The sequence below is a fragment of the Entomomonas sp. E2T0 genome (assembly GCF_025985425.1).
Lineage (GTDB): Bacteria > Pseudomonadota > Gammaproteobacteria > Pseudomonadales > Pseudomonadaceae > Entomomonas.
This window is the reverse complement of record NZ_CP094972.1, coordinates 2,423,202-2,436,111: the sequence shown is the minus strand read 5'-3', so window position 1 is coordinate 2,436,111 and position 12,910 is coordinate 2,423,202. Positions and strand designations below refer to the sequence as shown.

The 12,910-nt window shown below is 34.5% G+C and carries 13 protein-coding genes; 7 read left to right on the top strand and 6 right to left on the bottom strand.

The features are described from left to right. Positions 1 to 186 precede the first annotated feature (186 nt). Positions 187 to 666 carry a hypothetical protein gene (locus MTZ49_RS11830; protein ID WP_264745745.1) on the top strand — a complete coding sequence of 160 codons (480 nt, stop codon included), beginning with the start codon at positions 187 to 189 and terminating at the stop codon, positions 664 to 666. A gap of 36 nt (positions 667 to 702) precedes the next feature. On the opposite strand, the gene MTZ49_RS11825 is transcribed toward MTZ49_RS11830, so the two are convergent. From MTZ49_RS11825 to MTZ49_RS11815, 3 genes are read right to left on the bottom strand one after another with little or no spacing between them, the layout of a single operon-like run. Beyond that, positions 703 to 1,140, bottom strand: a complete 438-nt coding sequence (locus MTZ49_RS11825; protein WP_264745744.1) for a hypothetical protein — start codon at positions 1,138 to 1,140, stop codon at positions 703 to 705. Between the two features lie 16 nt (positions 1,141 to 1,156). Then, a complete protein-coding gene (hemG, locus tag MTZ49_RS11820) occupies positions 1,157 to 1,705 on the bottom strand; it encodes a menaquinone-dependent protoporphyrinogen IX dehydrogenase (protein ID WP_264745743.1) in 549 nt (182 codons plus the stop codon). A 15-nt stretch (positions 1,706 to 1,720) separates the two neighbouring features. Continuing rightward, complete coding sequence (locus MTZ49_RS11815) at positions 1,721 to 2,194, bottom strand: DUF4952 domain-containing protein (protein ID WP_264745742.1); 474 nt, start codon at positions 2,192 to 2,194, stop codon at positions 1,721 to 1,723. Between the two features lie 152 nt (positions 2,195 to 2,346). Between MTZ49_RS11815 and serS the strand changes: the two genes are divergently transcribed. Genes serS through MTZ49_RS11800 form a run of 3 tightly spaced genes read left to right on the top strand, consistent with a single transcriptional unit; the run spans position 2,347 to position 5,492 of the window. After that, positions 2,347 to 3,627 carry a serine--tRNA ligase gene (serS, locus tag MTZ49_RS11810; protein ID WP_264745741.1) on the top strand — a complete coding sequence of 427 codons (1,281 nt, stop codon included), beginning with the start codon at positions 2,347 to 2,349 and terminating at the stop codon, positions 3,625 to 3,627. Positions 3,628 to 3,632: 5 nt separating this feature from the next. Beyond that, complete coding sequence (gene cysG, locus MTZ49_RS11805; protein WP_264745740.1) at positions 3,633 to 5,012, top strand: siroheme synthase CysG; 1,380 nt, start codon at positions 3,633 to 3,635, stop codon at positions 5,010 to 5,012. An 18-nt stretch (positions 5,013 to 5,030) separates the two neighbouring features. Continuing rightward, positions 5,031 to 5,492 carry a hypothetical protein gene (locus tag MTZ49_RS11800; RefSeq protein WP_264745739.1) on the top strand — a complete coding sequence of 154 codons (462 nt, stop codon included), beginning with the start codon at positions 5,031 to 5,033 and terminating at the stop codon, positions 5,490 to 5,492. Here MTZ49_RS11800 and MTZ49_RS11795 read toward each other — a convergent pair whose 3' ends face one another. The 3 genes from MTZ49_RS11795 to MTZ49_RS11785 are packed head-to-tail and all read right to left on the bottom strand — an operon-like array spanning position 5,493 to position 7,865. Then, a complete protein-coding gene (locus tag MTZ49_RS11795; RefSeq protein WP_264745738.1) occupies positions 5,493 to 5,822 on the bottom strand; it encodes a hypothetical protein in 330 nt (109 codons plus the stop codon). An 8-nt stretch (positions 5,823 to 5,830) separates the two neighbouring features. After that, positions 5,831 to 7,120, bottom strand: a complete 1,290-nt coding sequence (locus tag MTZ49_RS11790; RefSeq protein WP_264745737.1) for a M18 family aminopeptidase — start codon at positions 7,118 to 7,120, stop codon at positions 5,831 to 5,833. Positions 7,121 to 7,130: 10 nt separating this feature from the next. Next, the gene (locus tag MTZ49_RS11785) at positions 7,131 to 7,865 is read right to left on the bottom strand and encodes a phosphoadenylyl-sulfate reductase (protein WP_264745736.1); all 735 of its coding nucleotides are present in this window, start codon (positions 7,863 to 7,865) and stop codon (positions 7,131 to 7,133) included. A gap of 326 nt (positions 7,866 to 8,191) precedes the next feature. Between MTZ49_RS11785 and mutM the strand changes: the two genes are divergently transcribed. From mutM to MTZ49_RS11770, 3 genes are all read left to right on the top strand, one after another. Beyond that, on the top strand, positions 8,192 to 9,004 hold the full coding sequence (gene mutM, locus MTZ49_RS11780; protein WP_264745735.1) for a bifunctional DNA-formamidopyrimidine glycosylase/DNA-(apurinic or apyrimidinic site) lyase: 813 nt from the start codon (positions 8,192 to 8,194) through the stop codon (positions 9,002 to 9,004). Between the two features lie 79 nt (positions 9,005 to 9,083). Beyond that, positions 9,084 to 10,949: a Na/Pi cotransporter family protein gene (locus MTZ49_RS11775; protein ID WP_264745734.1), complete on the top strand. Its 1,866-nt coding sequence runs from the start codon at positions 9,084 to 9,086 to the stop codon at positions 10,947 to 10,949. A gap of 122 nt (positions 10,950 to 11,071) precedes the next feature. Further along, positions 11,072 to 12,907, top strand: coding sequence for an ABC transporter ATP-binding protein (locus tag MTZ49_RS11770; protein WP_264745733.1), 1,836 nt, complete (start codon positions 11,072 to 11,074; stop codon positions 12,905 to 12,907). Positions 12,908 to 12,910 lie beyond the last annotated feature (3 nt).

The following is a 12,910-nucleotide window of genomic DNA, read 5'->3' as shown; positions in this document are numbered from 1 at the left end:
AAACCTACTATATTTGTTATAGCAATTATTAGTTAGTTTTATGAAATAATGATGAGTTTTATATGGAGATTTAATAGAAATAATGGCTAAGAATGCTATAAATAGCAGTAACTCTTGATTTAATACTGTTTTAATAGATATCGATTAACAAATGATTTGTAAATAATTATTATACAGAGCGTTTATATGATACAAGAATTTAACCCTTATCAACCACCTACTACCAATACTATTAAAATTAATCCTAACGGCGAGTACTGGGCTGAAGGAAAGTTATTAGTAATGCCTATAGGACAAACTGAGTTACCTCATAGATGTATATACTGTAATAAACCTATAACTATACTCAAAAAGAAAACATTTTATAAATCTACTTTACAATTTCCATTTTTAAAAATAGTTCCTTTGCAATTTGGCTTCTGTAGTAGCCATAGAATACAACGAATAATAAAGTTTTTCTTAGGATGGATATTATTTTTCGGCAGCTTTATTTTAATTAGCATTAATAATTATTTTTCTAAATTTGGAGTTTTATTATTGTTTATCGCTATTATTTCCCTAAGTAATATGTCATATATATTAATAGTAAAGAAGATTAAGAATGGTTTAGTTTATATCAAGAAATGCGGTAAACCTTTTTTAAATAGCCTACCTAAGAATAGTTGATAAGAGTTTAGTTTAGTAAAACTATCTGCGAACTTACTAGTTTGCAGATAACACCTCTAAAGTATATGGATAATAATAATCGCTATTACCACACATTGTTCTAAAGGTAATTCCCTTCATATAAAACTTATATTTACCTGTTTTTTCTGGAATACCTTTAAGAATCCAACTATAGTGATCTCTATGCTCTGCTGACTCTTTGTCATCGTTTTCAACCATAACTAACTCTAACCCTGCAGGTAATTTATCCTGCTTAGTATCTAATACCCAACGCATATAGGATTGATCTTGTGGATATTCAAGCACAAATTCGTAATACTCACCTATTTTAGCCTTTGGTAATACTTGAGTTTCTAATGTTTTATCCCAAGTTAATGCTTGATTAGTACCACAAACTATGACAAACATTGCCTCACAACCTGTACCAGTCAATATCATTAATATCACTGGTATTATTTTTAATTTATTGATCATCCTCCTAATCTTTAAGTTAGCTTATCACCAATAAATAAAACTGTTTAGCAAACTCATCTACCTTATTCCAATTGGTATAACTATAGTTTTGCTTTATATCGTGGTTTTTCTCACCACCTAATCGCATAATTAAGCGAATCATTGTTCGATCAAACCAACCATATTTTGGATAGTATAGTGCCCCTGCAAATACACCCTTTAAATTAGGTTGCCATTGTACTTTTTGGAAAAGTTTACGTACATACAGACTACCCTCTGGAGTATCCTTACCCACTTTCCTTGCTGTTACACAAACACAAAAGAAAGCAGTTTTTTTACTATTTAATAACTGTGTATTTTGTTGAATAAATTGTATTAACGGTTTTCTAAAATGGCCATAACGAATCGAGCCACCAATTAATATTGTTTCATAATCGTCTAGATTTATAGGCAGTGCTTCTTCAATATTGTAAAGATCATAACTTATCTCTGGTGACTGTGCAGTAAGATGCTCAGCTATCTTTTCCATTATTGTTAAAGTCTGTCCTTCAACAGTTGAATAGAGTAATAATGTTTTTTTCATCATGTATTAAAATCTTTGTTAAATTTCTTCTGTATAAGTATATACATCTACCCAGAAGAAAGGGATCTCTGACCAATTTTGTCGTTTAGTTACTAAAGTTTCATCTGAACCCATTGTAATATAATAAGTTATATTAGTCTTTGGATCTTTATATTCACCTTCATTTTTGCTATACCCTGCTTTTCTAATCTTATCAATAGGTTCCCAGATACAACATACAAAATAAAGGCTTGGCATATCAAAGTTCTTTATAAGATATTGTTCGATTACAGCAGCTTGCTCTCCTGTAACTTTATAAGTAGCAACAGCGGGCTTAGCTTGTTTATCATGTTTCACTTCACAATATTGAAATACTAGATTGTTCGGCTTATGATTAAATATAGCTAAAAAATCATCACATTGAGATGAAACTGATTTATTTTGGTTAGAAGAGGAAGAGCAACCTATTAAAAAAACCATGATAATTAATAAACTATAATTAGTTAATTTCATTTTAAATCTTTGAAACGTAATAAATAGAACAGATATTACATTATCCACTAGCATAAGATAAACCTTTTTCATTTTGTTAACTTATCTTTATAATGAGTAGTTATTTTTATACACTATCTTCTAATACTTAATTAATCTATTGAGACAGAATAATGCTTGATTCAAAATTGGTAAGAACCCAACCTCAAGAAGTAGCTAAACGACTAGCAACACGTGGTTTTACCCTTGATGTGGAAAAAATTGAAGCGTTGGAAGAACAACGTAAAACGGTACAAATTAAAACTGAACAGTTACAAGCTGATCGAAACTCACGAGCAAAAGCTATTGGTCAAGCTAAACAACGTGGCGAAGATATCATACCACTATTAAATGAAGTTGATCAATTAGGCACTGATCTTGAAAGTAGTAAACGTGAATTAGAGGCTATTCAAGCTGAATTAGATAATATCTTATTAAATATCCCTAATCTTCCTGATGAAAGTGTACCTGTAGGTGCAGATGAAGATGATAATGTTGAAGTCAGACGTTGGGGTACGCCAAGAACTTTTGATTTTACAATCAAAGATCATGTAGATTTAGGTGCCAAATATGGTTGGTTAGACTTTGAAGCAGCAGCCAAACTATCTGGCGCACGCTTTGCCGTACTTAGAGGCCCTATTGCTAGATTACATCGTGCTTTAGCTCAATTTATGATTAATCTACATACCTCTGAACATGGTTATGAAGAAGCTTATACACCTTATTTAGTACAAGCAACTGCTTTACAAGGAACAGGTCAATTACCTAAATTTGAAGAAGATTTATTTAAATTACCTCGTGAAGATGCAGCTGACCTATATATGATTCCTACGGCTGAAGTTCCTTTAACTAATTTAGTGGCAGGAGAAATTTTAGACGCTAAACAGCTACCTATTAAATTAGTGGCACACTCTCCTTGTTTCCGTAGTGAAGCAGGCGCATCAGGTAAAGATACCCGTGGCATGATTCGCCAACACCAATTTGATAAAGTAGAAATGGTGCGTATTGTTGAACCTGCAACTTCTATGCAAGCATTAGAAGAATTAACCGCTAATGCTGAAAAAGTATTACAGTTATTAGAACTACCTTATCGTGTTATTACTTTATGTACAGGTGATATGGGCTTTGGCGCAGTAAAAACCTATGATATTGAAGTATGGGTCCCTAGCCAAGATAAATACCGTGAGATTTCTTCATGTTCTAACTGCGGTGATTTCCAAGCGCGTCGTATGTTAGCACGTTATCGTAACCCAGAAACTAATAAACCAGAATTAGTACATACCCTTAACGGTTCAGGTTTAGCAGTAGGTCGTACTTTAGTAGCGGTATTAGAGAATTACCAACAAGCTGATGGCTCTATTGTAGTTCCTGAAGTATTAAGAGCCTATATGGGTGGTATTGAGGTAATCAATTAATTTTTATGGATTTCTTACCTCTTTTCCATAATTTACAAGGACGTAAAGTTTTATTAGTAGGTGGTGGTAATATAGCTCTACGTAAGGCTAGATTATTGCTGGCTAGTGGCGCTAATTTACAGGTTATCGCCCCTACTATTAATAATGAGCTTATATCACTTATTGAACAGCATCATGGTAGTTATACATTACATGACTATCAAACTACAGATATTAAAGAACATGTATTAGTGGTAGCTGCTACAGATGATACAGCTATTAATCAACAGGTTTCTAGCGATGCTCAAACACTTAATATCCCTGTTAATGTGGTTGATAATCCAATATTAAGTACAGTTATCTTTCCTGCTATTGTTGATCGCTCCCCTATTATTGTTGCCGTATCTAGCAGTGGTAGTTCTCCTGTATTAACTCGTCTATTACGGGCTAAATTAGAAACACTATTACCAAGTAGTTACGCCAAACTAGCTAAATTAGCTGAAAAATTTAGAGAGAAAGTTAAACAGCATTTTAGCCATTCCGAACAACGTCGTATTTTTTGGGAAAAGGTATTACAAAGTCCTATAGCCGAACAAGTGCTAGCAGGTAGAGAGCAACAAGCTGAACAACAGCTACAGCAACTTTTAGACAATACTAAAGACCAGGCATCTCAAGGTGAAGTTTATTTAATTGGCGCTGGCCCTGGTGATCCTGACCTACTAACTTTTCGTGCACTACGTTTAATGCAACAAGCTGATGTAGTTTTATATGATCGTTTAGTTTCACCAACTATCATAGACTTATGTCGTCGTGATGCTGATCGTATTTATGTAGGTAAACAACGTAGCAACCATAGCGTACCGCAAGAAGATATCAATCAACTGCTAGTAGATCTTGCTAAGCAAGGTAAACGTGTTGTCCGTCTAAAAGGTGGCGACCCATTTATTTTTGGGCGTGGTGGTGAAGAAATAGAGACCTTAGCTGACAATAATATCCCCTTTCAAGTAGTGCCAGGTATTACTGCCGCCAGTGGTTGTGCCGCCTATGCAGGTATTCCCCTTACCCATCGTGACTATGCACAATCAGTGCGTTTTGTAACAGGTCACTTAAAAGACAATACCATTGATCTACCTTGGCAAGAATTGGTAGCAAAAGAACAAACGGTTGTGTTTTATATGGGATTAGTGGGACTTGCTACCATTTGCCAACAACTGATTAACCACGGTCAATCAGCAGATGCACCCATTGCCTTAGTAGAGCAAGGCACAACTGAGGCACAACGAGTATTTACAGGCACATTAGCAACCCTACCAAAGCAAATTGCTGACCAGCAGGTACATGCACCTACTCTTATTATTGTGGGTGATGTAGTAAAATTAAGGGATAAATTAGCTTGGTTTAAATAATTCAATGTAACAAGTAATATGGATATCAATCTATTAAAAGTCGAACTACCTAATCTATTACCTAAAGCTATTAAATGGGCTGAAGATATTGAAGCACAAATTATTAAACATGGTATTGCTCTTAATAATGCTCAACAAGCTGATGCAAAAGCAGTTGGAGTTATTCAACCAGAAAAAATCCACTTATTAGAATTAGAGAGTTTTCCATTGCCTGAAGATCCAGTTTTACAAGATGCTGCTACTACACTTGGCTTACTAGGAAAAAATACTGCTGGCTTAACATTAGGTTATGGTATTTTAATTAAAAAAGGCTTGTTATCTAGAAGACTTTTATCTCATGAATGCAGACATGTTTATCAATATGAGCAAGAAGGTTCAGTAGCTGCTTTTCTTAAAGGTTATTTAGTATCTATTGTAGAGCATGGTTATTTTGAATCACCCTATGAAATAGATGCTAGAAAATATGAGATATTATTATAATTATGATAAAGACATACTTGTATTAAAAAGTAATTTTAACTTTTCTTCAAAAATAGCAATAACTTCTTCTTGTGTTGTTCTGGTTAACTGCTCATCATTATAAAAATAATCATCTGCTATAAACATTGATACATCTGCATTTATATAAGGATTATCTTGTTCAGTTCTTGGAAATGAAGCCATTAGATTATACATATCTAATCTAAATACTAATCCCTTATATGCATTTGAGGTTTTATAAATTTCTAATCGATAGTTTAAAGACTCATCTAAACCATCGATCTTATAATTATAAGTAGCGATTAACTCACTTTTTTGTATCGATAACATATCTATTATTAAAACAAAGTTGCTGTTTTATAAAAAACTCTTAATGCTCTAATTAAATAGAATAAATCTTTAGCACCTGCAGTCTCTCTAATAGAATGCATAGCCCAAGTAGGAATACCTATATCAACTGTTTTAATACCTATCTTCCCTGCCGTAATCGGTCCTATTGTGGAGCCACATCCCATATCACTACGCGTTACAAAGGTTTGTACTGGTATTTCATTACTATTGCATAAATGACGGAAGAAACTTGCTGTTTCACTATTGGTTGCATAGCGTTGATTAGTATTAATTTTTATAACAGGCCCACCATTAATTTTAGGAGCATGTTGCTCATCATGTTTTTGAGGGTAATTTGGGTGTTGTGCATGAGCATTATCAGCCGAAATCAATAGTGAGTTTTGAATACAGCGGTTACGTATCATAGGGTCAGGCATTAATCTAGACAATACTTGTTCTAGAAATGGGCCATCTGCGCCACAAGCTGAACAAGAACCTACTTCTTCATGGTCGGTACATATTAATAAACAATTTTGGTCCTCATTGGAGTGTAATAACGCTTCTAACCCTGCATAACAAGAAAGTAAATTATCTAGTCGTGCACTGCTAATAAAATCCTCATTAACACCTATAATGCTACCTTTTTGGTTATCATAAAAACTCAGCTCATAATCTAATAGCTCAACCTCTTGTAAACCATGTTCAGTCAATAACTGTTTAGCTAATAACTCTCTTAAATCAAAAGGCTTCTCAGTATCTTCACAACAAACTACAGGTGGTAATTCTGTTTGTTGATTAATCGCCCAGCCCTTATTAGCCTCACGATTTAAATGAATCGCTAAATTAGGAATAACTGCAATAGGACGATCAATATTGATTAAACGACTTTGTAATTGCCCTTGATGGGTAAAAGTAACACGCCCCGCCAAAGAAAGATCTCGATCAAACCAAGGTGCTAATAATGCACCACCATACACCGCTACCCCTAACTGCCAGCATCCACTTTTATTTAATTCTGGTTGTGGTTTTACTTGTAAGCAAGGGCTATCTGTATGAGCACCTACCATTCTAAAACCTGAGTCTTCTAATTTATTCTTACCTAGTTTAAAGGCAATAATAGAAGAATCATTACGCACTATATAATACCGCCCACCTTCACGAATAGACCAATTAGCACGCTCAAATAAATGCTGATAGCCTGCTGCTTCTAATAAGCTAACCATATTAGCAACAGCATGGAAAGGCGTGGGGGAAGTATAAATAAAATTAATAAGTGCCTGATTCAGAGGAGTAGTCATACAATATCCTTTACCCTTTTGTGATCAGATTACCCGCATGTAGACCACATTCTTTTTGTGTAGCCTCTTCCCACCACCAACGACCTTCTCGTTCATGCTGGTTAGGTAATACAGTTCGTGTGCAAGGTTCACAGCCTATACTGATAAAACCTTTACTATGTAAGCTATTATAAGGTATTTCCATCATCCTAATATAGTCCCATACCTCTTTACTTGACATATTAGCCAATGGATTAAACTTATAGAGCTTATTAGTTGCTGTAGAGAAAGCTGTATCTAACTCCATAACGGGTACATGACTACGGGTAGGACTTTGATCACGGCGTTGCCCTGTTATCCAAGCCTTTACAGTAGCTAACTTACGACGTAAAGGCTCTACTTTACGAATACCACAACACTCACTATGACCATCTTTATAGAAACTAAATAATCCTTTTTCTTTCACAAAAGGTTCTAACTTTTGATAATCTGGTGTTAATAGCTCAATATCAATGTTATAAAAATCTCTTACTTCTTCTATAAAACGATAGGTTTCAGGGTGTAATCTACCTGTATCTAGAGAAAATACTTTAACAGACTTATTAATACGCCAAGCCATATCTATGGCTACTACATCTTCTGCTCCACTGAATGAAACCCACAACTCATCAGCAAAGTGTTCAAAAGCCAACTTTAAAATATCACGGGATGATTTATCAGCATAAGTTGTAGCTAAAGCTTCAACATCAAAGGTAGAAACAGTCATTTAGTTATATTCCAAGTTACTAATCACAGTATTAATTTTAAGTCCCATAGTAACAAAAATAACTTTTGGGTTAAATGAACGTATTTTTATAAGCTTATTTTAAAATGAGCGCTTTTATTTCAGCGATTAATCGATTTGTTATTTACTAGGGGATTTTTCATATTCAGAAAAATTATTCATATTATGTATAACCAAGTACTATTACAATCAGTATAAGTTATATAGATTAAACGTACCTTAACATTTATTAATTTCTAAATAACTACTCAATTTAAATAATATTTTTTAAACTACTATTATATACGGAATTAGCAAGAGAATATTTTATGCCTGAACTACCAGAAGTTGAAACAACTCGACTTGGAATAGAGCCACATATTATTAACCAAAAAATTACACAGGTTATTGTTAGAGAACGCCGCTTACGTTGGACTATACCAGATGAACTAGATGTGCTTGCATCTGAACAGCATATCAAGCAAGTGAAACGCCGAGCCAAGTATTTACTGATTGAGCTTGAGTCAGGCACTATTATTATTCATTTGGGGATGTCTGGCAGTTTAAGGGTTGTTGAACAAACAGCTAGCTGTCAAAAGCATGACCATGTGGATATATTATTAGCCAATGATTTAGCTTTACGCTACCACGATCCTAGACGTTTTGGCTGTATATTATGGACTAATGATCCTGTTACTCATGAATTATTAACCCATTTAGGCCCTGAGCCATTAACTGAAGAGTTCAATCCTAATTATCTTTTTCAAACCTCTCGTAACCGTTCAATAGCTGCAAAACTATTTATTATGGATAATAAAGTAGTGGTTGGTGTCGGTAATATCTATGCCAATGAAGCTTTATTTGCAGCAGGAATTAACCCTAATAAACCTGCTAATACTATTTCCAAAGCCCGTTATGAAAAATTAGTAACATGTATTAAAGAAATATTGACTCGCGCTATTGAGGTTGGAGGAACTACCTTAAGAGACTTTGTAGGTGGTGATGGTAAGCCTGGTTACTTTCAACAAACGCTAAATGCTTATGGCAGAGGTGGTTTACCCTGCAACAAATGTGGCAGAATAATGAAAGAAACAAAACTAGGCCAAAGAGCCACCGTATGGTGTAGCTATTGTCAACGCTAATAATTATCAATAAGCTATCGCCTTTCCCATAGAAAAGCAGTAGAATCAGTGAGTTTGAATTTAATTATGGATAAATAAATTGACGCACCGCAGTTACACCAGAAACTTACTATTTATCTTACTTATCATTGGACTACTCTGCTCTTTCTATTTTAGTAAAAGCTGGATTGACCTTTGTGCTGGTCTTGCATTCTTTTTATTTGGAATGCAGTGCATGGAAGATGGCTTAAAACAGTTAGCTGGAGGTAAATTAGAACAACTACTGGCAAAAAGTACCTCAACGCCTTTTAAGGGCCTATTGTTTGGAATAGGCTCAACAACAGTATTACAATCCACTACTTTAGTATCTTTATTAACCATTGCTTTTATTAGTACGGGTTTAATTACACTAGCAGGCGGTATTACTATTATTTTAGGGGCTAACCTTGGCGCAAGTAATGGTATTTGGTTACTAGCAATTGCAGGACAAAGCATTAGCCTTAGTGCATTTGCTTATCCACTAGTCGTGCTAGGTGTTTTAGCTGCTTTTAATGGTGATAAAAGTAAAGCCATTGGTCGTATATTATTAGGTATTGCTTTTATCTTTTTAGGTATTGATCAAATTAAAAGTGGATTCTCAAGTTTTACTGGTGATTTAGACCTAGCACAATATCAATTTACAGGCTTTTTAGGTGCTTTACTCTTTTTAGGTATTGGTTTAGTTATCACGGTTGTTTTACAATCTAGCCATGCCACCTTAATGCTAATTCTAACAGCCTTAGGACTAGGACAGATAGGTTTAGAACAAAGTTTTGCTTTAGCTATTGGTGCTAACGTTGGTAGCGCTGTTACAACAGGTGTAATGGGGTTTATAGGAGGTAATCGTAGTGGTCAACGATTAGCTTTAGCCCATGTTATATTTAATGTGACAACAGGATTAATAACCTTTGTATTACTAACGCCTCTAACATGGACTGTAGCTTCTTTGGCAGAGTTATTAAACCTTAATCCATTGATTCAACTAGCCCTATTCCACACTATTTTTAACGTTTCTGGCGTTGTTATCTTTTGGTTTTTACAATATAAATTGGCTGCTGCTCTTATTAAGTGGTTACCTGATATTGAAGAGCCTAAAGTACTTATTACCGAAGTTTCACAGCCAACCACGTCTGATACAACTCCTGTAGAAGAAATAATAACGCCTGCACGTTACTTAAACGATAACGCGTTATCTTCTGTAGAAACAGCTATTACCACCGTCATTAAAGAACTTGAACATTTAGAACGAATAAGTTTAGAGGTTATTTGCCATGCGCTTTATATTCCTGTTGAACAATTATCCGCTAATCAAATAGATTTAGTATTATTAAACGCCTCTCCTGAAAATAGAGGCATTGACGCAGATACGCTGTATAAACGTCATGTAAAAGGTATCTATAGTGATCTACTAACCTTTATGGGACGCATTGAAATCCCTAGTGATGATGAAGAACATCAACAACTGTTTATGACTTGTCAGGTAGTAGCATTACAATTAGTTGATGCGGTAAAAGATGCTAAACATCTACAAAAGAACTTACATAACTATTTAGATAAAACTGATTCTACAGCTTATACATTCTATATAGAACTCAGAAAATATTTACTAGGTAAACTACGTGAAATCTATAAATTAGGTAATTTAGATTTACCTGATGAATTGTGGTTTTCTCGTTTACAATTATTAAATGATGATTCAGCAAGTTTCGATACTAGTTTCCGTAATAGATTATTTTCTTCCGTTCGTTTACATCAATTAAATGGTACACAAACCAGTTCTTTAATGAATGATGTTGGTTACGCTAGTCGTATTGTACAAAGCTTACGTAATGTGCTTATTCTTAGCCATAGCTCTGATACCAATATTTTTAATAAGTTTAAACAAGCAGTAGATGAAGATAGATCAGAACATTTGATTATTATGTAAATAGGTGTAGACTGAGAATAATTATTATTAATCAATCTAATTGATAAACTACTTGTTAGTTTTTATTAGCTTTCCTGTATTAGCCATAACTCAATTTTTATTCTCTTACTCAAGAAGGTGTTATGCTTTTTGAACGTTTTGAAAAATTTGTAGACCCTTTTAAAAAAGCACCTGATGTAATGCCACCCAAAAATATTTTGGCTTTCTATTGGCACTATCTAAAACAGGTGAAAGGTATTCTCTTTTGCTTGTTAGTAGTAGGTTTTTTTGCAGCGATTATTGAAGTAGCCTTTTTCAATTTCTTGGGAAAAATTGTTGACTACATTCAAGCTTCCCAATCTCCACAACAATTCTTTGCTCAACATAGTTCTGAACTATTGTGGATGGCTGTTGTTGTCTTATTGCTTCGGCCATTCTTTTTCTTAATCCATGACTTATTAGAAAGACAGACTATAACCTCTAATCTAGTGACATTAATTCGTTGGCAACAACACCGTTATATATTAAAACAAAGTCTTAACTTCTTTCACAGTGACTTTGCAGGTACGATAGCTAATCGTATCATGCACACTGGCAATGCATTACGTAGCTCAGCAATGAGTTGTGTAAATGCCATTTGGCATGTTGTTATTTATATAGGCAGTGCCCTCTTTCTATTTTTTGAAGCAGATTGGCGCTTAACCATCCCTTTATTCGTTTGGCTAATCACTTACGTTATTACACTTTACTATTTTGTGCCAAAAACCCGAGAGCGCTCTGCTATCTCGGCTAAAACTCGTTCAAAATTGATGGGCTGTATTGTAGATGGTTATACCAACATTACTACGTTAAAACTATTTGCTCATACAGAATTAGAACAAAACTATGCAAAAGCAGTCATGGCGGAACAAACCTATGCGGCACAAAGATCCACTCGTTTAGTAACAGCAATGACTTTAGTATTATCCATTATCAATGGTGCGATGATTGTAGCTACTACAGGATTAGCTATTTGGCTATGGAGTAATAGCCTTATTACCATTGGTGCAATTACTTTAGCAACTGCTCTAGTGATACGTATTAATAATATGTCTGAATGGATTATGTGGGTTGTAAATGGTATTTTTGAAGAAATTGGTGTTGTCCAAGATGGTATTCGCACTATTGTACAAGCGCGAGCAGTACAAGATAAAGCTGATGCTAAACCATTAATTGTTCAACAAGGAAACATCCATTTTAACCAAATAAACTTTTGCTATGATAATAAACGACCTGTTTATCAAGATTTAAATTTAAATATCCAAGCAGGTGAAAAAATAGGTTTAGTAGGACCTTCTGGTGCAGGTAAATCTACCCTTGTTAATCTATTGCTACGACTCTATGACTTACAAGGCGGTAGTATTACTATTGATGGTCAAAATATAGCTGATGTTACCCAAGATAGTTTACGTTCAAAAATAGGTATGGTCACCCAAGATACTGCCCTTTTACACCGCTCTATCAAAGAAAATCTGCTCTATGGTAAGCCCGATGCTACTGATGAAGAAATATTAAAAGCATTGCGACGAGCAAAAGCAGATGAATTTGTTTTTGATTTAATTGATAGTGATGGTAAACATGGATTAGAAGCTAAGGTTGGCGAACGTGGTGTTAAATTATCTGGTGGTCAACGACAACGTATCGCAATTGCCCGTGTATTACTTAAAAATGCACCTATTCTTATTTTAGATGAGGCTACATCTGCCCTAGACTCCGAAGTAGAAGCTGTGATTCAAGAAAGCTTAGAACTATTAATGGAAAATAAAACCGTTATTGCTATTGCTCACCGACTTTCAACCATTGCTAAAATGGATCGCTTAATTGTTTTAGATCATGGGGCTATTGTTGAGGTAGGAACACATCAACAGCTTATTAAACAAAATGGCTTATATAGTCGTTTATGGCAACATCAAGCTGGTAATTTTATGGGAGCAGATTAAATT